23 protein-coding genes are annotated in these 18,115 nt (G+C 68.8%); 2 read left to right on the top strand and 21 right to left on the bottom strand.

The features are described 5' to 3' along the window. Positions 1–2: 2 nt before the first annotated feature. Complete coding sequence (locus OVA02_RS10365) at positions 3–3,308, bottom strand: hypothetical protein (protein ID WP_267658202.1); 3,306 nt, start codon at positions 3,306–3,308, stop codon at positions 3–5. Positions 3,309–3,380: 72 nt separating this feature from the next. On the opposite strand from OVA02_RS10365, the gene OVA02_RS10360 reads away from it, so the two are divergent. Beyond that, positions 3,381–3,845, top strand: a complete 465-nt coding sequence (locus tag OVA02_RS10360) for a hypothetical protein (RefSeq protein ID WP_267658201.1) — start codon at positions 3,381–3,383, stop codon at positions 3,843–3,845. Between the two features lie 51 nt (positions 3,846–3,896). Here the strand turns inward: OVA02_RS10360 and OVA02_RS10355 are convergent, their stop codons facing one another. The 20 genes from OVA02_RS10355 to OVA02_RS10260 form a co-directional block, all read right to left on the bottom strand. Beyond that, a complete protein-coding gene (locus OVA02_RS10355) occupies positions 3,897–4,391 on the bottom strand; it encodes a hypothetical protein (protein ID WP_267658200.1) in 495 nt (164 codons plus the stop codon). 10 nt (positions 4,392–4,401) lie between these two features. Further along, positions 4,402–4,704, bottom strand: coding sequence for a hypothetical protein (locus OVA02_RS10350; protein ID WP_267658199.1), 303 nt, complete (start codon positions 4,702–4,704; stop codon positions 4,402–4,404). A 125-nt stretch (positions 4,705–4,829) separates the two neighbouring features. Further along, entirely contained in the window at positions 4,830–5,996 is a 1,167-nt protein-coding gene (locus OVA02_RS10345; RefSeq protein WP_267658197.1) for a hypothetical protein, read from the bottom strand. 130 nt (positions 5,997–6,126) lie between these two features. After that, positions 6,127–6,993: a hypothetical protein gene (locus tag OVA02_RS10340; protein ID WP_267658196.1), complete on the bottom strand. Its 867-nt coding sequence runs from the start codon at positions 6,991–6,993 to the stop codon at positions 6,127–6,129. 63 nt (positions 6,994–7,056) lie between these two features. Beyond that, a complete protein-coding gene (locus OVA02_RS10335) occupies positions 7,057–7,593 on the bottom strand; it encodes a hypothetical protein (protein ID WP_267658195.1) in 537 nt (178 codons plus the stop codon). A gap of 325 nt (positions 7,594–7,918) precedes the next feature. Further along, entirely contained in the window at positions 7,919–8,437 is a 519-nt protein-coding gene (locus OVA02_RS10330; RefSeq protein ID WP_267658194.1) for a hypothetical protein, read from the bottom strand. A 25-nt stretch (positions 8,438–8,462) separates the two neighbouring features. Beyond that, the gene (locus OVA02_RS10325; protein WP_267658192.1) at positions 8,463–9,344 is read right to left on the bottom strand and encodes a hypothetical protein; all 882 of its coding nucleotides are present in this window, start codon (positions 9,342–9,344) and stop codon (positions 8,463–8,465) included. After that, positions 9,341–9,943 carry a hypothetical protein gene (locus OVA02_RS10320; RefSeq protein ID WP_267658190.1) on the bottom strand — a complete coding sequence of 201 codons (603 nt, stop codon included), beginning with the start codon at positions 9,941–9,943 and terminating at the stop codon, positions 9,341–9,343. The genes OVA02_RS10325 and OVA02_RS10320 overlap by 4 nt, the downstream gene beginning before the upstream one ends. Before the next feature lie 9 nt (positions 9,944–9,952). Further along, positions 9,953–10,882, bottom strand: a complete 930-nt coding sequence (locus OVA02_RS10315) for a hypothetical protein (protein WP_267658188.1) — start codon at positions 10,880–10,882, stop codon at positions 9,953–9,955. Positions 10,883–10,906: 24 nt separating this feature from the next. Further along, a complete protein-coding gene (locus OVA02_RS10310; protein ID WP_267658186.1) occupies positions 10,907–12,406 on the bottom strand; it encodes a hypothetical protein in 1,500 nt (499 codons plus the stop codon). A 6-nt stretch (positions 12,407–12,412) separates the two neighbouring features. After that, a complete protein-coding gene (locus tag OVA02_RS10305; RefSeq protein WP_267658184.1) occupies positions 12,413–12,811 on the bottom strand; it encodes a hypothetical protein in 399 nt (132 codons plus the stop codon). Next, entirely contained in the window at positions 12,804–12,986 is a 183-nt protein-coding gene (locus tag OVA02_RS10300) for a hypothetical protein (RefSeq protein WP_267658183.1), read from the bottom strand. The genes OVA02_RS10305 and OVA02_RS10300 overlap by 8 nt, the downstream gene beginning before the upstream one ends. Next, the gene (locus tag OVA02_RS10295; protein WP_267658182.1) at positions 12,983–13,429 is read right to left on the bottom strand and encodes a hypothetical protein; all 447 of its coding nucleotides are present in this window, start codon (positions 13,427–13,429) and stop codon (positions 12,983–12,985) included. Before OVA02_RS10295 ends, OVA02_RS10300 begins: the two co-directional genes overlap by 4 nt. 1 nt (position 13,430) lies before the next feature. After that, positions 13,431–13,664, bottom strand: a complete 234-nt coding sequence (locus tag OVA02_RS10290) for a hypothetical protein (protein WP_267658181.1) — start codon at positions 13,662–13,664, stop codon at positions 13,431–13,433. Next, the gene (locus OVA02_RS10285) at positions 13,661–14,143 is read right to left on the bottom strand and encodes a hypothetical protein (protein WP_267658180.1); all 483 of its coding nucleotides are present in this window, start codon (positions 14,141–14,143) and stop codon (positions 13,661–13,663) included. Before OVA02_RS10285 ends, OVA02_RS10290 begins: the two co-directional genes overlap by 4 nt. Beyond that, on the bottom strand, positions 14,133–14,366 hold the full coding sequence (locus OVA02_RS10280) for a hypothetical protein (protein ID WP_267658179.1): 234 nt from the start codon (positions 14,364–14,366) through the stop codon (positions 14,133–14,135). The genes OVA02_RS10285 and OVA02_RS10280 overlap by 11 nt, the downstream gene beginning before the upstream one ends. A gap of 36 nt (positions 14,367–14,402) precedes the next feature. Next, on the bottom strand, positions 14,403–14,687 hold the full coding sequence (locus OVA02_RS10275) for a hypothetical protein (RefSeq protein ID WP_267658177.1): 285 nt from the start codon (positions 14,685–14,687) through the stop codon (positions 14,403–14,405). Continuing rightward, positions 14,671–15,123 (bottom strand): hypothetical protein, encoded by a 453-nt coding sequence (locus tag OVA02_RS10270; protein ID WP_267658176.1) that lies wholly within the window; start codon positions 15,121–15,123, stop codon positions 14,671–14,673. The genes OVA02_RS10275 and OVA02_RS10270 overlap by 17 nt, the downstream gene beginning before the upstream one ends. 20 nt (positions 15,124–15,143) lie before the next feature. Beyond that, positions 15,144–15,404 carry a hypothetical protein gene (locus tag OVA02_RS10265; RefSeq protein WP_267658174.1) on the bottom strand — a complete coding sequence of 87 codons (261 nt, stop codon included), beginning with the start codon at positions 15,402–15,404 and terminating at the stop codon, positions 15,144–15,146. A 20-nt stretch (positions 15,405–15,424) separates the two neighbouring features. Continuing rightward, positions 15,425–17,530: a DEAD/DEAH box helicase gene (locus tag OVA02_RS10260; protein ID WP_267658173.1), complete on the bottom strand. Its 2,106-nt coding sequence runs from the start codon at positions 17,528–17,530 to the stop codon at positions 15,425–15,427. 110 nt (positions 17,531–17,640) lie between these two features. Between OVA02_RS10260 and OVA02_RS10255 the strand changes: the two genes are divergently transcribed. Then, positions 17,641–18,090: a hypothetical protein gene (locus tag OVA02_RS10255; protein WP_267658172.1), complete on the top strand. Its 450-nt coding sequence runs from the start codon at positions 17,641–17,643 to the stop codon at positions 18,088–18,090. The last annotated feature ends 25 nt before the right edge of the window (positions 18,091–18,115 follow it).

Genomic DNA, 18,115 nt, shown 5'->3' with positions numbered 1-18,115 from the left:
GCTCAGTTGCGGGTGGCCGGACGAGCCGGCGCAGAGACGTTCAGGCCTGCGCTCGGAGTGGGCGCAGCCGCGGGGCCCGGAGCGGGCTGGCGGCGAGTCACCGGGGCTGACGGCTGAGGAGCCGGTGCCTGCGCCTGCGCAGCTGCGGGGCGGACGGTCGGCGCTGCGAGCGGGCCTACCGGCCCCGGAGCGGCGGGACCCGCGGCCGGAGCGCCCGGTGCGTTGGAACGCGTCGTTCGACGCGAAGCCTTGTCGGCGTCCTTCTGAGCCTTCACGTCCGCCTCCTTCTGCTTCGCGAGGTGCTCGCGGTAGGCCTGAACCTCCGTGCGCTGCTGCTCCGCGTTGGCCTCGCGGCGCTTGCGGACGACCGAGCCGGCCCCGACTGCGGCGATGACAGGGAGAGCTGCGCCACCCGTGGCCAGCGTTACGGCCCCGAGACCACCAGCGATGGCCGCACCCTTGACGGTCTTCCTCGTGGCCTGCCACGTCGCCGTGGCCGGGTTCTTGGCGAAGTCGCGTGCCTTCTCTGCGACCTTTCCCTTGGACGCCGTGTTGATGGCCTTCGCGCTGTTGACGACGGCCGACTTCGTAGCCGTCGCCGTGCCGCTTGCCACAGCACCAGCAGCGACGCGGCCGCGGTCCGCTGCGAGCTCGCGGAGCCCTGCACGACCCTCCGGCGAACGCATCTGGTCCAGCAGATAACGGCCCGCGTCGACTCCCTGACGAGCCTCGCGCTGGACGGTCGCTGCGACGTTCACTGCGCCCTCCTTGACGGCCCCCAGGCCCTCGCGGGCCGAGTCAGCCACTCGTCCGGCGTACTCGCCGGTGACGATGCCGGTACCGATGTTCACGCCGGTGTCGCGGACGGCGCCCGGAGCCTCGCGGAGGCCCGTGACGGTTGCCTTGACGGTCGACGGGGCTGCCTTGGCGCCCGCAGCGACGCCACGGCCGGCGGCCGCGGCCCCGACACCGGCGCCGACGAGGCCGGCCTTGACCGCTGCATTGGCACGGTCTCCGGCCGTCTGCGGGATGGCGCTGGGCCCGCCCTTGCCCTTGGTGAAGGCGCGGGCCGCGGCGAGTTCGTCCTTGTCGGCGATGGCGCCCGCGCTCTTGCCCTGCGCGGCACCGGGGAGCCCGGCTCCCTCACGGGTCTTGCCGCCGAGACCTGTCGGCGCGTTGCCGAGCTTGCCGCCGGATGCGCGGTTCAGGAGGTTGTTACCGGCGCTCTTCGCGCCGCCCATCGCGGCCGACTTGCCCTGGTTGGCGAGGCGGTTGGCGATGCCGCCGCCGATGATGCTGCCAGCTGCGCCGCCTGCGGCACCGTATGCGAGCGCGCCCTTGACGGTCAGGGGGTTCGGGACCTTGAACTGCTTCGCGATGATGGAGAGGGCTACGAGTGCGACGATCGGCGACGCGCCGGTCCAGATGAGGGCCGCGACACTTCCCGGCGCCAGCACTGCGGTACCGAGCGAGATCATGAGCTGCGTCATCCACGTCACGAGCAGGACGATGACTGACGAGCCGGCGGCGAGGAGGGAGTAGCCGAAGACCTTCTTGAGGAGGTCGACGACCTTGGGACCGGGGCCCTGGCGCGTGAAGAGGCTGCCGATGAGGACCAGCAGAACGCTCGCCATGGCGACGACCGAAAGGATCTTGGCCAGGACGACCACGCCGGACAGCAGCAGACCGAGGATGACGAAAAGCACGAGGCTGGCCAGTGCCGCCCACACAAGCGTCGTTCCCGCGGCGGCGCCGGTGTTGGTGCCCTGCCACGCCTGGACGAACTTGATGATGGATTCGTCGTCGGTGAGCTCGCGGATGGTGGGCTTCAGAGGCTCACCCGTTCCGATGTTTAGGTTGAGCTTGTCGAGGTCAGTTCCCTGGTCGCCGGTGAAGAACTCACGGCAGTTGGCGTCCGTGATCCACTCGTCGGTCCGCTCGCCTTCCTTGTTGAGCTTCTTGCTCCATTCGGGCTCGACGTAGAACTTCGACCCATCCCAGTTGCAGGCGGCGTAAGCAATGAGCGACTTATCGAGGTCCAGCTTGCTGCCGGTCGTGAATGCCTTGCTGTTCGGGCTCAGGTTCTTGAACAGCTCGATGCTGTTGGTGGTCCCGTGGGCCGTCATCTCGCGCTGCTGAACCGTGCCGATTCCGGTGTTCTGCTCGAGGCCGTGGCACCAGGTCTTGTCGACCCACTTGCTGGCGGGCCCGTACTGGACGGACTTGTAGGCCTCGAGGCCGACGGGCTCCCACATCGTGCTGATGGCGTAGACGGAGGCCGTCCCACCCTTCTTGCGGTCGTTGAACTGGCCCTTGATGCCCTGCAGGTAGTTGACGCACGACATCGTCGTCGGCGCGGCGCCCGGGCCCGAGGCGACGGACCGGAAGTCGATCCGGTTGAAGCCAGCCAGGACGCCGTCCGCAGCGGCCGAGACCGTGGTGTTGATCTTGGTCACGAACCATCCGGGGCTCGCGAGGCCGGGGCGGTAGTTGGTGTTGTCGTCGTTCGCGGTGCTGGCGGAAGCACCGACCGTCGTGACACCCAGGAAGATGAAGACGAGAACGACGGAGATGGCCTGCTTGAACCCGCCGTTGCCGCCTCGGCTCTTCTTCCAGATGTCCGCAACGATGGCGATTAGGCCGGCGAGAACGAAGACGATCGGGTTGGCGATGATCACGGCTCCCATGGAGGCCGCGGCGCGGTCGACGACGATTCCGACCGCATTTATAGGCTGGAGGTTCGCCGCGAAGTCGCTGAGCGAGGCCGTCCCGACCCAGATGGTGGTGATCGCTCCGATGAAGCCGTTCTGCTGGTTGACCTTCAGGGCCTTGGCCGCACTGTCGACGGGGTCGACGGAGTTCGGGCGGACGTGGAGGTTGGCGACGCCCGACGACCAGCGGTTCAGGGGTATCCACGAGCTGTCCGAGCCAGCGGTGTCCTTCCCAGGCGCAGCCCCGGCATCCGGGTCCGCCGCCAGGATCGTGGTCGGCAGCCCGGCGGCGATGACCGTCGGCTCGTCCCCCGCTCCGGACCCCTGCCCGTTCACCGACTCCGCTCCGCTGACCGGCCCGCTCGCCGAGACGCTGACCGAGCCGGCTGCGCTGTCGGTCATGCCGGCGGCGAAGGCTCCTGCGGGGGCGAGTCCGAGGAGCATGAGCGTGCCGACGACGGTGGCGACACCGCGGACGGGGCGGCGGCTGCGCTTGGTGGGTGCGTGCTTCATGCCGGGTACGTGTGCGGCCTTCGCCGTGGTGTTCGCGCGAGTGGTGGTGCGGGCGCGCAGGAGTGCGAAGGGGCTGAGGCTCATGCAGTTGAGACATGCGGCGGATCTGCGCAAAAGCGTCTCTCGCTGGCACAAGTTTGCTGCCAGCATAGGCGCATGAACTGGGGCACCATCAACGACGCCGCGCAGGCTGTGTTCGGCGTCTTCACCACCTCTGTGGCTGTCGTGACTATCGCGTTCGCGCTCAGCGCGGACCGCCGTGAAGTGGGCGTGCTCGAGAAGTTGTCGTCCATCGTCTCTTCGATGCCGCCGGGCCCGGCCCGGGATGTGCTAGCGAAGGAGCGAGACACGCGCGCATTCACGTGGGCTCTAGCTCCGCAGTCGCCGAAGTATCTTGGGCTCCTCTTCACCGCTACTGCTTGTGTGTTCCTGGGCCTGCTGGCTTTCGCAACCTGGGTGGTGCTGGTGCTCAACCAGCTGGACGAGGCGTGGCCGTGGGCCTTCCACTCCGGGGCCCTCGCGCTTGCTAGCGGCGGAGTTCTGCTCGGCTGGTTTCGCCGCGTGCGACGCGAGGAGTGGATCAAGGCCCGACGAGCGCAACTCGAGTGGCCTGGTATCTAGCGCACGCGACGACGAACGGCCCCGCACGAGCTGTGCGGGGCCGTTCTGTGTTCAGGACCAGATGGCGGACGGTCCGTCGTCGGTTGGTGGTGCTGTCTTCGACGGCTTGGGGGCCTTGCCGTGTGCGGGCCGGGCCTCTTCGACGTGCTGGTTGGGCTTGGTGGTGGCCTGCCGGGCTTCGCTGCTGTACGACAGCTTGCCGATGGTGGCCCGGGTGGGGATGGGGACGCCGCAGATGAGGATCTGCCCCTTGATGCGCTTGGCTGCTCCCTTGTCGAGGAGCGTCTTGTACATCGGGAGGCGGAGGCCCTTCTGCGACCGGGACCGGAACAGCCACAGGCCGGCCGCGATGAACAGCGGCGGGACGATGACGAGAGCGGGTGGGCCGAAGATGGCGACGGCAATCGCCGTGGGGATGATGCTGGCGCCGACCGCCACGATCGAGACAACGAATCCTGCTTTGCTCGTCTCGACCGTGGCGATGATGATCTTCCGGTCCGCGTTCCGCTGACGCCCCGTGAGGTGGGTCAGGGAGTAGAGCGACACCGGCTACCCCTTACGCCCAGCCGGCCTTCTGGGCGGCGGTGATGCCCAGGTTGATGACCCACTGGAGGATGGACAGGAACAGCGGCAGGAGCACGTCGGGGGCGATGAGGATGCCGCCCATGGCGAGCGTCCACCACATCGGCGACGTCTTCGCGCCGCCGCCGCGGCGCTTGTCCCAGATGTACTTGATGACGCTGAACAGGATCAGCGCGACGCCGACGATGACGATCGTCGTCTTGACCGGGCCGGTGATGACGGAGCTGACGGTTCCCCAGAAGGTGTTCCAGCTGCCCACGAGGTCGACTTGCTTCATGGTGTCCTTTCGTTCGACAGCACCGGAGGTCGGGGCGTCTTGTCGTGTTGAAGACATGCGGCAGATCCGCAGGTCCGGGGGAGACGGGCTGGGCTTTTCTCAGCCCGTCTCGTGGTCGTGGTGGGTCAGGCGGTGGCGGCGGCCCGCGACTTCCGGGTGGAGGTCTTGCGGACGCCCTGGGTGGCGCTGCTGAGGGCGCTGGACCAGATGTCGACGGCGCGCTCCGGGTGGCGGCGGAGGAACGAGGTGACGTTCTCCCGCTGTGTCGGGGTGATGCCGGCGAACGGGGCGAAGAGGGCGACGACCGACTTCGTCTCGAGGCCGTCTTCGCTGTCGCGGATGGCCTTGAAGATGCGCTCGTTGGCGGCGAGTCGGTCGGCGCGGAGGACGGCGGCTGCTTCGTCTTCGTCCATCCCGTCGATGTCGACGTCGGCGCGCTTCGGTCCGCGCATCCACGCTTCGACGTTCTCGGCGTCGACGGCGCTGAGGCGGTCAGGGGTGGCCTTGGGCAGGTCCTGGTCGTCGGAGAAGACGTCCCAGAGCTGCTTCATGGCTTCGGCCTTCGTGACCTCGGCCTTGGCGGTTCCCTGCTTCTCGAGGCGGGCAGCGAGCTGGTCGGCGGCGCTGTCCATCCCCTCGAAGGAGCTTCCGGCGCCGTAGCCGAACGCGTGCATCTGCTCGTCGATGTACGAGTCGGGGAACTGCGAGAACGACGTCGGGCGGACCCAGCCTTCGATGAGGTGGAAGTTCTCGGCCGGGCGGTGGCGGTGGTTGAAGTCGTCGCCCATGCGGATGTCGTCGGCGAGCTCGGCGATCTGGCGGGACGTGAGGTGTTCGCCGCGCTCGGCTTCGGTGATGTCGATGCGCTCCTTGAGGATGCGGATCGCCTTCGCCGTCTCGTGACGGACGGGACCGTTGACGTGACGCGAGGTGACGGTGCGTGCGGTCGTGTTGACGAGGCCGCCCTGGACGCTCTGGCCGCGGTTGACGCGCTTGAGCAGCTCGATCATGACCTCGCCGATGCTGTCTTCGACCTGGTCCTCGGAGAGGCCGCGGGCGCGGCGGAGGCTGCGGACGGTGCTGGTGACCTCGGCGAGGAGGTCGGCGGTGGCCTCGCGAGCTTCGCGCTTGTCGTCGCTGCGCATCTGGTCCGCGAACTCGCGGGCGACGCGGACCTTGGGGGCCTCGTCGGTGGTGTCGGTGGGGGCGAGGGTGAGCTCGGGCGCGGTCTGCGGCTTGTCGGTGAACGTGCCGTCGGTGATGCGCGGGTGCAGGGTCTCGAAGTTCGTCATGCCGACGTATGTGTGCGGCGACGATTTCGAGGTGTTGCGGTGGGTCTGTCAGAGGGTCAGTGGGTGGTGCCCCGGGGACGACGAAGCGCCCGCCGGCGGGGGCCGGCGGGCGCTGGTAGGACGGGCTGAGCTAGGGGGTCGGGGCGGCGGGAGCTGACGGGGCCGCACCCTCCTCGGAGCTGGGCGGGAGGTCGGTCACGGCCTTCGGGTCGTCAGGCTCAGCCATGACGATTCCGACGAGGTGATCGACCTTCTCAGCGGACTCGATGACGGAGTTGAACGCACTCGCCACGACGCCAGCGGCCGCAATGAGCGCGAGCAGCTTGATACGCAGCTTCGGCTTCCGGCGGAGCTCGGCGGCAACCGTGGGGTGCGCAACGATGAGCCCGACGGCACGGTCGCGCTCGAGCCCGACTGCTTCGATACCACCGGCACGACTGAGTGAAACGGCCTGACGGAAGGCAAGAGCCTGGTTCAGGAGAAGTAGCCGAAGATCGGGGGCTAGGTCATCGTCGTCATCGAGCGCTTTGACCAGCTCGTCAGCCAGATCCCTGACAGTTGTGAAGGTGTCGGTGGCGGCTTCGATGGCTGCGGCGTCTCCATCTCGTCCCTGGAACTCCCCTCGCAGGAAGTTGCTGAGGCCCTTGATCTCGGTCACGGCGTCGTCGCCGTACAGACGTGTGAACTCGTCGACAGCGCCATGCAGCATGCGCGTTCCCTGGTCCAGGGCAGTCGAGGCCTGGGTCAGGGCTCCCTCGAGGTCATCCTCGTCGAGGTACTGCTTGACCCTCGAAGGGAGTGAAGCGAAGGCGTCACGTGCGTGGTCGGGAAGGGCCAGAACTTCACTCACGCCCGCGAAGAAGTCGACGCTGTACTCGTCGACGCCAAGGTAGCCAGACCACGTCGCTGCGACGCCGACGCGGGACTGCTGCTTGCTGTGCCGCAGGAACTCGAAGAGCCGCCCCGCGGGGTTGAAGTGGTGGGGCGTCAGGTCCATGGACCAATCCAAGCACGGCCGACCGACACCGACGGCGTGCTGCTGCTGCTGCTGCTGCTGCTGCTACCGACGCAGAAGCGGCAGCCTGAGCGCGCTCGCCCGGGCGGTGACCTTCCCTGCCGGGACGTCGAACGCTCCGGCGATCGCTGCGGTATCCCCGCCGTGCTCGAGGTGCACGCAGCGGAACGTGTCCTCGGGCATGAGGAGCGCCATGGCGAAGTGGTACCCCTCGGTCCAGCCCTCGCCGGAGCTGTACGGGTAGTCGCGGCGGCGCTCGGTGGCAGCCTCGGCCTCGAGGCCGAGGCGGCGCCAGTGGAGGAGGTACCGGCCGACGCTGGCGGCCATCTCGAACCGGTCGTGGGCGGACGACGTGAGCGGTTGGAGAGAGACGGTGAAGTCGCCCTTGCCGCGGACGGTCAGGGCGTGCCGACCACCGGTCGCGTGCTCCCCTTCGAGGGCGCCGGCGACGACGTCGATGGTGCCGCCGAGGGTGCGCACCAGCTCGGCGACATCGACGGCGGTGTCGCTGCCGAGGTCGTAGATGCGGGCGATGCGGGCCGCGTGTTCGGAGATGCGGAACGGCGAGATGGTGTTGGTCACGGGCGCGCCTCCTGACGGGTCACGAGCTCTTCGACGAGGGCTGTGAGTGAGCTCAGCTCCGTCCGCTTCCGACCGATCATCCGGTCGAGGGTCGCGCTCTCTGCTGAGTGGCGAAGGAGGTGGCGACCCTCCTGGTCATCGCGATCGCGCAGGCGGTCGAGGGTGTCCCGGAGCGCGATGAAGCTGTCGAGGTCCCGTCGAGGTGCCTCGAGGAGTGCCCTTGCGTCGTTCAGGTCCAACGGTACGTCTCCCTAGAAGGGCGGCGTCGCGCCCACCGGCGTGAAGCCGTCGACGTCGTAGAGGTTCGTGGGTGCGCTCGGTTCGTTCATGCCTGTCCCATGCGCGGCACGTCGTCGGCTGCGGCGGCGAGGGTGTCGGCTGCGGCGAAGCGGACGTTGTCGTCATCGTCCTCGGCGAGGTGGTCGAGGAGGTAGGCGGGCAGGGAGGCGTTCCGGGCGGCGAGGAGGCGCTCTTCCGGGAACGCTTCGTCGAGGATGGCGAGCTGGGTGTCGATGGGGAGCTGGCCGAAGTTCGGGTTGAGGAGCAGCCCGATGTTGACGTGCAGGCGGTCGTCGATGAGGGTCTGCAGCTCCCCAGCGGTGGTGCGGGCGTCAGCTTGTGCTGCGGCGGCGATGGGGAGGCTTTCGTCGCGGGTCAGGTGGCGGAGGAGGGCGGCGCTGATGGGGCTGGCGTGCCCGGCTGCCCCGGTGAGCTGGTCGTAGGTCGCCTCCCACTCCGAGGTCCGGTCATCTGTCTCGGACCGGGCCTCGGGGTGGGAGTGGGCCTTGAAGTCGAACGCGGTGGTCACTGCGCGGGGGTGCTGCAGCTCGGTGAAGAACGTCATGCACCCGTACGTGTGCGGCTCGGCCTCAGGAGGCGAGGGCGAGGAAGCTGACCTCGGGGAGGCTCTGGGCCTTGTCGGCGAACTGCCCACCGGTGATGCCGGCCCCCGCGGGGACGCGTCCCTGCGCGCCACCGGAGCTGTGCTGCGCCGCGCGGCGGTGCTGCCTCTCCGCGTGGCGGCGCTGGAATCGTGCCTGGCGCTCCGCTTCGACGACGTTGGCTCGGAAGTCGTCGCACTCCACCGTCGTGCCGTCGGCGAGCGTGTACGGCGACGTCTCGGCTGGTGCCATCTTCGCTCCGAGCGGCCCGAATCCGGCGGTGGGGAAGTCGTTCCCCGTGCCGTAGCCGTCGGCGGCCGCGGCGACGAGTTCGGAGTCGTTGCCGTAGAGGGCGCCGCCGGTCTGGCGGGTCCACTTCACCGTGGCGAGGAGGGGGAAGAACGCCTTGGCCAGGTGAGAGTCGCGAGCTCGGGCGACGGCGTCGCCGCTCGGGTCGACGTCCCAGGTGACGGTGGCCTTGTCTCGGTCGAAGACGATGTGCACGTCTTCGTCGTCGAAGCGGGTGGTCCGGTTGGTGGGCAGGTCGAGGTCGTCGCGGCGGACACGTCGCGGGATGCGCGTCGGCTGGACTCCGGCGCCGACGAGGTCGTCGAGCTCGAAGGGGACGGGAGCTCCGGCCGCCTCCTGGTCGCTGCGGAACGACGCGTAGGCGGCGAGGTACAGCGACAGGGAACCACGCTGCTTGCGACTGAGGCTGAGCCAGAACTCCTGGGCGCGCGCGAACAGGCCCTCCTGGTGCGCCGTCTGAGCGTCGGCGAGGGCTTGCCGGAGGCGGGGGAGCTCGGCGGTCGGCAGCTTGATGACGCCGTGCTCCCACGCCTCGAACGACGGGTCAGGTTTGAGTATCACTGGTCGCCCCAGAGGTACTCGTCGTGCTTCTCGCCGAGGAACGCGCGGAGCTTGGCGTCCTGCTCGAGGACGGCCTCGTAGGAGGCGGTGACCTGCGCGGCCTCGCCTTCCATGTCGTAGCCGTACTGGTCGGCCCACTCTTCGACGTCGTCGACGTCGTTCAGGCCGGCGGAGTCGGACAGGAGCGCGTCGAGGACGGTGGTCGCGTCCGGTGCCTGGCCGGCGGGGGTGCGGAACGGCACCTCGACGGTGTGGCTGATGCCGTCGTCGTCGACGCGGGCGAGGACGACGAGGTGGTGGTCTTCGACGCCGTCGTTGCCGTCTTCGGAGACGATGCCCTGCATGCCTTCGGCGGTGGCGAGTGCGGCGACGCGGGCAGCGTCGGGCTTGCCGGCGAAGCCGCGGTCGCTGCTTGCGGGCAGGTCCTCGAAGGGGCGTCGGGTGTTGTCGGTGTAGGTGCGGAGAGCGGCGCGGGCCTGCTCGGAGCGGGTGGCGGGAGCGGCGGCGAGACCTGCCAGCTCGGGGGCCGACTGGCTCTTCTCGACGAAGACGCCGGTGGCGGCGCGAGGGTGTTCCGTCTCGAGGAAGGTCGTGGTCATGGTGTGCTCCTACTTGGTGGTGGTGGGTCGGAGGTGGACGACGAGGTCGAAGTCCTCGGCGAGGTAGTCGGTTCCGGTGTCGTGGGTGACCTTGTTGTAGGCGCCGGCGATGTCCCGGATGGTCTGGCGCAGGTGGAGCGCCTCGTGGGTGAGCCCTCCTGGGTGGGCGAGTGGTCCGCGCTGCGGGGTGATGAAGCTCTCCTGCAGGCCGTCGACGGTGATGGTGATGGTCGGTGTCTCGAAGCCGGGGTGGGTCTTCGTCCGGACGGTGTACTTGGCGCCGGTGATGGTGCCGTCGTTCAGGACACCGGCGGCAACGGCAGCGGCGAGGTCGGTGCGGATGTTCGCGGCTGTGCGGACCGCGGCTGCGTTCCGTTCGCCGGGCGCGAGGGCGACGTGCTTGGCGCCGGTGATGGTGATCAGCTCACCGTCGGGGCCGAAAGGCTTCTTCTCTACGGTGGGCTCGGCAGGCAGCGGTGCGGGGACGGGCTTGTCGTTGAGGTACCAGTGCTGGGTGCCGTCGCTGTCGATGACGGCGGGCCCGCCGGTGCGGTGAAGGTCGCCGTCGCGGCGCCAGCTGACCTTGCCGTCGGGTTCGACGGTGACGGTGGTGTTGCCGCCGCCGGAGGTCCAGTGCTGCGTGCCGTCCTCCGTGACGTGTCCGAGGTCGATGTCGTCGCCGGGCGGGACGATGTGCTGACCGTGGAGGTAGTACGCGTGGTCGTCGCCGTCGGTGAGGAGGAGTGCGGGCCCGTCCGTGCGGTGCGGCTGTCCCTCAGCGTCGTAGTGCCAGGTGGCCCCGGCCGTCTCCTCCACGGAGTCGTAGTTGGGCATCCGCGCGGACGCGGCGTGGAGGGAGATGTCGGGGGTGGTCTGTGCCTTGTCGGTGAAGGTGCCAGCCGCAGCGCGCGGGTGGTTGGCCTCGTCGAACTTCTTCATGTCGACCTATGTGTGCGGCGACTTCTACGCGACGTCGGCGGCGGTCCAGTGCCACGGCGACGGGGTGCCACCCCAGCGGGTAACGCGGTCGCTCTCGGCGGCGAGGACGGCCGTGCGGTGCTTCTCCGCGGCGTCCCAGAGGTTGTCGACTCCGATGAAGGTGTGGGCGATGCCGATCGGCACGCCGACGCGCTGGATGCGGCGCAGTTCATCGGGGGTGCCGCCTGCGTTCTTGAACGCGGCGAACCCGTGCACGACGAGGTCTTCGCGGCCTCCGGGGTGACCGTACAGATCGGCGTCGTTCGTCCGGTGGTTCTCCCGGGTGACTTCGGCCCAGTCGGTGATGTCGGTGATGCCGGCGGTGTTCAGCGCCTTCCAGTGCTCCGGGTCGTAGAGCTTCGCGGCGACGTAGTGCTCGGCTGTCTCGAGGGCGACGCCGGACTCCTTGCCGCCGATGACCCGCTCGACGTAGCTGCTGTTGCGCTGGCTGTAGGGGTTGATGTCGGAGGCTCGTCCGCTGCCGACGGCGCTACCCATGCGGGGCTTGGTCAGCTCGCGCCACTGCTTGAACTCCTTGCCGGAGGTGACGCCGGCCTTCGTGAGGCGGATGATCGTCTTCGGGCCGAGGTCCTGGTCGGCGGCGATGATGCTCCGAGCGACCTTGCCGGAGACGCCGGCGTTGACGAGTTCGAGGACTTCGCTCGGGTGGAGGCGGGTTCCGTAGGCCTTGGCGGTGGCTGCGTCGAGGTTGTCCTCGCGCGGGGTGTCGGCGTTGTGGCGGAGGTACCGGCTGACGACGTCGGGCTTGTGGCCGGAGGCGGCGGAGAAGGCTGCGGCCTCCTCGGGGGTGATCCTGTCTCGGTGGCTGATGACGGTCTCGAGGTCGATGCCGGTGCCGGCGTAGCGGGCGGCGTCCTCGCGGCTGATGCCGGAGCGGACGAGCTGACCGAGTCCTTCCCAGTTGCCGCCTGCGAGGCGTACGAGATCCTTGTTGGCACGGGCGGCGACCACCCATGCAGCTGCTTCGTCGGGCTCGAGGTGCCCGAGGGCGACGAGGGCGTCGTAGCGCTTCGGCACGCCGGCGGTGACCAGCGCGTCGATGCGCTCCGGGTGGAGGTTCGCTTCGATGAGGCGCTCGAAGTGGCCGCTGTGCCAGCTGCGGGCGAGGTTGGAGTTGCCGTCGTAGTCGATGAGGGCCTTCGCCTCGGCGGGCGTCCAGCCGGCGGCGTGGAGGTCGCGGGCGTTGGGGACGGACCAGGCGCGGTTGTTGCCGAACGTGTCGAGGTAGTCGACGAGGTACTGCCGGGGCACGCCGGCTTCGTCGGCGTCGTTGAGGTGCTGCTCGGCGAGCTGCCGAGCGACCTGCGGCCCGTAGCCGCCGTCGGCGATGTAGATGTCGTAGATGGCCTCGAGGTGGCTCTTCTCGGGCTCGGAGGTGAGGCTGAGTTCCGGGGCCGTCTGCTCCTTGTCGGTGAAGGTGCCGTTGGCGACGCGCGGGTGCTCGGACTCGGTGAAGGTGCTCATGCCCTCCTACGTGTGCGGCGTCCCCGCCAGATCGAGCAGTCGGCGTGCAACGCGGAGGGCTGCGACGAGTGTGTCCGACCGGTACTGCAGCCGACCTTGCTCGTCACGAGCCATGATGAGGCGCACGTACTCGCGGCCGCTACGTTCCATGGCCTCCCCGATGACCTTCTGCGTGAGCGCGACCCAGCCGGGAAGTGACTTGAGGCCGGTGTACTCGCCGAGCAGCCAGTCCTTGGTGGCGGCGGCGAGGTCGACATCGGCGAATCCAAGCTCGTGGACTCGGCCTTGGCCGGCTCGCTCCCCGATGAGCTCTGCCGCCTCGCGAAGCGTCTCGACGTCCTCTGCTGTGGCGGGCCAGGTGGCACGTTCTGCGGTGTGCGCCGTGGTGGCGGCTGCGTCAGTCATGCGTGGGTCCTCCGTCTCGGATCTCCCTGTCGAGCTGCCTGACGAACCGCCAGTATTTGGCTGCCCAGGCCCGCTCCGATGAGCTGGTGCTCGTCTCGAGCTTGATGGCCTTCTTGGCCCGCTTGTGTCGGAGTCGGAGGCGCTTGAGACGCTCGCGCCGGGTGAGCGCGATCATGCGCTGACCTTCGCTGCTCGGGGTGCGATGTCGAGTTCGTTCTGCAGAGTGATGAGCATGTCGTCGGCGTCGTCCGCGGCTGCGTCGTAGACGGGGAGGATGTGGCTGGTGAACGTCTTCTCGACGTGGTCCCAGCCGTCCTTCTCGAAGGCGATGTAGACGTGGCTGCCGAGAGGTGCGGACTTCCACGCTTCGGGGCCCGGCGCGGGGACGTCGGTGGTGATGCGGATGCAGAGCCGGCAGGGGAGGATGCCCTCCTTCTCGGCGATGCTGAAGTTGCTCCACGCGAAGACGTAGGCCATCTGCTGGCGGCCGTCGGCGTGCTCGCGGTGGAAGACTGCGCCGCCGATGCGGTCGGCCGGTGCGATGACCTGCTCCGTGAACCCAGCGCTGAGCAGCAGGGCCGTGATCATCTTCTGAGTCGGGCGGTAGTAGGTCGCCATCTCAGCTGCCCGCGCTCTCGGGGGCCGGGTCGAGGCCGTCGGCGGCGACTACGGCGTTCAAGCCCTTCTCGGGGAAGTAGACCTCGCGGAGACCAGACGGCAGGCTCTGACGCTTCGGCTCAACGACGGTGCCCATCCGTCCGAGGTAGGCGGTGGCGCCGCCGCGGGCGTAGATGACGCGGTCGCCGACCACCGGGACGAAGTCGGGTGCGGGCGTGCTGGCTGGGGTGGTCACTCGGTGGCCTCGCCTTCGTCGGTGTGGGCGGTGTCGGTGGCCGGGTCGGTCGCCGGGTCGGTGGACGATCCGGGCTCCGCTTCGGCGGCTTCGGCGGCCTCTTTCTCGGCCTTCCGGACGGCGGCACGTTCGGCGGTGGCGAGCTCGGCGGGGCCCTTCGGCGGGGTAGTGGCGACCTTCACCGGGGTGCCGGTGCAGCCGTCGGTGAGCGAGCACTTTGCGGGCTTCGTTGCCGACGAGCCGAGGAACGCGATGCGCGCGCACTCGGTGCAGTAGGTGACGGTGACGCTGCGGCCGGTCGCGAGCGACATCTGGCCGACGACGTGCATCTCCTGCTGGACGAGTGCGAGCTGCTCCGGGGTGAGCCTGGTGTCTTTGCCGGACTTCATCAGGCCCGCCCACGTGGTCTCGCGGTTCTTCTTGAGGCAGGCGTAAGCGATCTCGGCGGCGCGGAACGCCGGTGGCGGGCTAGTGACCACGGGGGTCCTTTCGTGTGGCGCGGTACAGGAGTCGGGCGAGGATGCTGGCGCCGATGGCGGTGGTGAGGAGGCTGCCAATGAAGGCGCTGTCCGTGGTGGCGGAGAGGGTGACGAAGCGGTAGATGCCGAGGGCGATGCCCATGGCGAGGAGGGTCGAGCCGACGATGAGGCCGCGGGCGGTGGCGGTGAGGGGTGCGGGGGCGGTCAGGGTGCTCTGCGTCATGCAGACCTCATGCGCGGCAGGTCCTTGAGACGCTGGTCAGCGCTTGGCGGCGACCTCCGCTTGCCGGTAGGTCTTCGCCCACTCGCGGAGGCCGCCGCGGCCGGCGAGGGTGGTGATGCGGGGCGGGATGGAGACTAGGAACGCGTCGATGGGGTCGGGCTGGGCCTCGAGGGCGTCGGTGATGGCGTCCCTGGCCGTGGTGAGGCCGTCGTTGAAGCTGTCGTTCGGCCCCGACTCGGCGTAGCGGCCGGTCTCGACGGGCCGCTCGAGCGCGTCGACAGTCTTGTCGATGACGGACAGCTGGTCAGAAGACAAAGTCATGGGTCTCCTCCATCGTCAGGAGCGCCCAGAGCTTGTCCGTCAGCTCTCGCATGCCGGTGCCGGTGAACGCACCGGCTGCGCGCAGCTCGGCTTCGACGGCGCCGCGGGTGAGCCCCGGACGGACGGGGACGAGACGCACGAGGTCACGGGGCAGGGCGTCGGGGGAGAGCCGCTCCTTGGTCTCCTCGCTCATCCAGACCCCGTCGCTGTAGAGGCGGTAGACGTAGCCGTCGACGTCGAACGGCTGAGATGAGTAGATGCCGGGCTGGGTCGGCAGCGGGGTGGGCAGGACCGCATGCGTGCTGGCGTCAAGGCCGCTGATGCGGCTGTGCATCTCGGCGTTCGAGCACTCGCGGATCTTGCTTCCTCGGCAGGAAGGGCAGGCGTCGTATGCAGCCATGATGCCCGTGGCGAGGGCCGAGGAGCGGCTGGTCATGCCTCGTCCGCGTGCGGCGTTCACGACTTTGTCGTCTCGGTGAGCCGCTTGGTCTGCTCGTCGATCGTCAGGGGTCCGAACACCTCCGAGACAGCCTGGCGCTGCCAGGGGTGCCCGTCGAGGCGGTTGCCGTTCTGGTCGATGCGGTGCGCCGAGAAGCGCACGCCCGCCCGCCACAGGACGCCCTTCTTGTCGCGGAAGACGGCACCTCGAGCGAGACCCGCTGCCCGGACGGTCTCGGGTTCGGTGGCAGCGGCGGGCTGGTCGTTGGTGTCGGTCACGGAGGGCTCATGCGCGGCAGTCACACCTTCCTCGGCAGACGCTTCTTCTTCACGACCCCGGCCACGAGGTCGAAGAGGATGTCGGACAGGGCCCGCATCTCGTCGATGTTCTCGGCGACGGACACGTCGTGGTCTCCTCCGAGGACAGCGCTCAGCGTCTGCCCCTTCGTGTGCTGAACCTTCTGCAGGCGTTCGTCGAGGGTGCCGGGTGCGATGAGCGTGTAGGCGGTGACGTTCGCCTTCTGGTTCACGCCCTGGACCCGGTCGAGGGCCTGCTGCACGTTGGCGGGCGTCCAATCGGTCTCGACGAACATGACGTCGGAGGACCGTGTGAGGTCGATCCCGACGCCGGCCGCGATGATGGAGCAGGCGATGACGGGGATCTCACCACGCTGGAATCGGTCAACGACCTCGTCCTTCGCGGTCATCGACATGCCGCCGATGATCATGGCCGACTCGGCCACCTCGTCGCCGAGCGCTCCGGCCATCGCTTCGGACACCTCACGGTGATGGGTCCAGACGATGAGGGGCCGGTTGTAGATGGGCTTGCCGTCGACGTAGGTGGTTGTCGACTGGACGTGGTCCTTGACCATCTGGACTGCGGCGGGCAGCTTGGCCATGCCGGCGGCCTTCCTCAGGATGCTGATGAAGCCGATGCTCTCCGAGGAGAACTCGGCCATCTCCTCGTCGTTCGGCTTCCGGTCGTGGTCGGCGACGAACTGGTCCAGCCAGTCTTCGACGCGGTCGAGGACATCCTGGTGGGCTTCCCGGAACGGCTTGAGGTCGACGTCCACAACCTCGGGGTCGTGGGTGAACGGCATGCCGATGCCCACCTGCTTCTTGCTGCGGCGGACCCAGACGTGCTCGCGAAGCAGCGCCTGCAGCTGGGGGAGGTCCCTCTTCTTGGGGAGGTTCCTGCCGAAGCGGTCCTGCTTGGTGTACGTCGTCAGGTACTCGTCGACGCTGCCGAACACGGGGCCGAGGTGGCCTGTCAGCTCGAGCAGCGGAACGAGTTCGGCGGGGGAGCTGAACAGGGGTGTGCCGGTGAGCGCGATCGCACGCTTCTCGGTGGCGTGCCCGAGCTCGAGCACCGCCTCAGTGCGCTTGGCGCCGTAGGTGCTCTCGCGGTGTGCCTCATCGAGGATGGTCACCTGCGGAGACCAGTCCATGAGCCGCTGGCGGAGGTCGGGGCGCGCGGCGATGAGGGAGTCGCTGACGATGACGATGCCGGTCGTGGGCAGCTCGGGCTCCTTGCGGCCAGAGCGGAAGACGGCGACCTTGCCGTCGGTCTTGCCGCCTCGCGTCGCGAGCTGCGACTCCTCGGCGTTCCGGGCCCAGTTGGTGACGACCAGCGGCGGGGAGATGATGAGGGTGCGGTGGCTGCGGAGCAGGGTCGCTGCGGCGAGGGATGTGCGCGTCTTGCCGACTCGGGGCTCGTCGAAGAGGCCTGTGTGCCCGGCGGCGACTGCGAGGGCGCCGACCTCTTGGAACGGGTACATCGGCAGCCCGAACCAGGCGGGGACGACGCCGTTGATACTGCGGAGGTGCGCGATCTGCTCGGCGGTGAGGTCGTCCATCGAGGCGGCGCTGCCAGCGGCGGCGACGACCGCGGCGTCCTCAGGTCGGGTGAGGGGGAGCGCCCTGACTTCGTAGGCGCGGTCGATGGCTCGCTGGTCGTGGATGATGCCTGGTCGCGGGCTGCCGCCGAGTAGGACGTCGGTCACGGGCAGCTCGAACCGGCCGCTGACCTTGTCCCAGGTGGCGCCTTGGCCGAGGCGCTCGACGGCGAGGTCGTAGCCGAGGAGGCGGTGGCGGACGAGAACGCGGCGCCCGCCCTTCTTGAGCATGCAGATGGGGTCGACAAGCTCGGGGAGTGTCCTGCCGTCGAGGTCGGAGTCAGGTCCAATGTGGCCGTAGTCGAGGGTGACGCCGGCACGGTCGAGGACGGCTTGCGGGTCGGGGCCGAGGCCGGTGATGGTCCACGTCTTGTTGCCGCGGTCGAAGACCCGGCCGGGGAGTCCCTTCACCCAGTCCTGCACGGGGCGGCCGGAGGGCAGGGTCTCGCCCCACCCGAACTGCACGAGGATCTGCGGGTGTCGGTAGGTGCCTTGAAGGATCGCTTCCACACCGCCTCTGTGCGCGCTGGGCCGTGACGGCTGGGTTTGGCCCCACTCCCGGATTGGGGCTGGGGAATCGCGAGCTGTCCGCGCATGGTTGGGTGAGACAGAGGGGGAACGTGAAGACAAGCCTGATCGTCATGGGTGCAGTTGTGGTGGTCATCGCCTCAGCTGCCGCAGGGATTTTTGCCTGGTCGGCACACGGGGCCAGTGAGGTCGAGCGTGTGGGCCAAGCCTTCGTCGGTGCCCCCACTTGGACCAGAACCCTCGAGGAGACGCAGGGCAACACCCTGCTCTGCCTCGACGGCGGAGCATGCCCTTCGTACTTCACTTCCTGGGAGGCGCCGCAGCCGCCTGACCCGAAGTCGTTCCAAGAACTCGTCGATGACGCGGGCTACGACCTCGATGTCGAGGGAACGTGTCGGAACCCACCCAATGGCCTGGGCTCGCAGGTCGGCTGCTCAGCCAGAGGTGTCGTCGACGGGCTCCACGTGCGGATCAGCTACAGCACCCCCACAACGGGGCAGGACGTTGGCTATGTCGACCTCGAGGTGCGCCCCTCGCCCTAAGCTGACTGCTGCTCAATACAGCTAG

Origin of the sequence: Frigoribacterium sp. SL97 (genome assembly GCF_026625765.1) — a bacterium.
Classification (GTDB): Bacteria; Actinomycetota; Actinomycetes; order Actinomycetales; family Microbacteriaceae; genus Frigoribacterium.
Note: the sequence above shows the minus strand (reverse complement) of the source record. Positions and strands in the feature narration are given on the sequence as shown.

Coding starts and splice junctions, on each gene's coding strand:
- OVA02_RS10365 (WP_267658202.1), bottom strand. CDS start 3,308: ATGAGCCTCAGCCCCTTCGCACTCCTGCGCGCCCGCACCACCACTCGC.
- OVA02_RS10360 (WP_267658201.1), top strand. CDS start 3,381: ATGAACTGGGGCACCATCAACGACGCCGCGCAGGCTGTGTTCGGCGTC.
- OVA02_RS10350 (WP_267658199.1), bottom strand. CDS start 4,704: ATGAAGCAAGTCGACCTCGTGGGCAGCTGGAACACCTTCTGGGGAACC.
- OVA02_RS10345 (WP_267658197.1), bottom strand. CDS start 5,996: ATGACGAACTTCGAGACCCTGCACCCGCGCATCACCGACGGCACGTTC.
- OVA02_RS10340 (WP_267658196.1), bottom strand. CDS start 6,993: ATGGACCTGACGCCCCACCACTTCAACCCCGCGGGGCGGCTCTTCGAG.
- OVA02_RS10330 (WP_267658194.1), bottom strand. CDS start 8,437: ATGACGTTCTTCACCGAGCTGCAGCACCCCCGCGCAGTGACCACCGCG.
- OVA02_RS10320 (WP_267658190.1), bottom strand. CDS start 9,943: ATGACCACGACCTTCCTCGAGACGGAACACCCTCGCGCCGCCACCGGC.
- OVA02_RS10315 (WP_267658188.1), bottom strand. CDS start 10,882: ATGAAGAAGTTCGACGAGGCCAACCACCCGCGCGCTGCGGCTGGCACC.
- OVA02_RS10310 (WP_267658186.1), bottom strand. CDS start 12,406: ATGAGCACCTTCACCGAGTCCGAGCACCCGCGCGTCGCCAACGGCACC.
- OVA02_RS10305 (WP_267658184.1), bottom strand. CDS start 12,811: ATGACTGACGCAGCCGCCACCACGGCGCACACCGCAGAACGTGCCACC.
- OVA02_RS10300 (WP_267658183.1), bottom strand. CDS start 12,986: ATGATCGCGCTCACCCGGCGCGAGCGTCTCAAGCGCCTCCGACTCCGA.
- OVA02_RS10295 (WP_267658182.1), bottom strand. CDS start 13,429: ATGGCGACCTACTACCGCCCGACTCAGAAGATGATCACGGCCCTGCTG.
- OVA02_RS10280 (WP_267658179.1), bottom strand. CDS start 14,366: ATGACGCAGAGCACCCTGACCGCCCCCGCACCCCTCACCGCCACCGCC.
- OVA02_RS10275 (WP_267658177.1), bottom strand. CDS start 14,687: ATGACTTTGTCTTCTGACCAGCTGTCCGTCATCGACAAGACTGTCGAC.
- OVA02_RS10270 (WP_267658176.1), bottom strand. CDS start 15,123: ATGACCAGCCGCTCCTCGGCCCTCGCCACGGGCATCATGGCTGCATAC.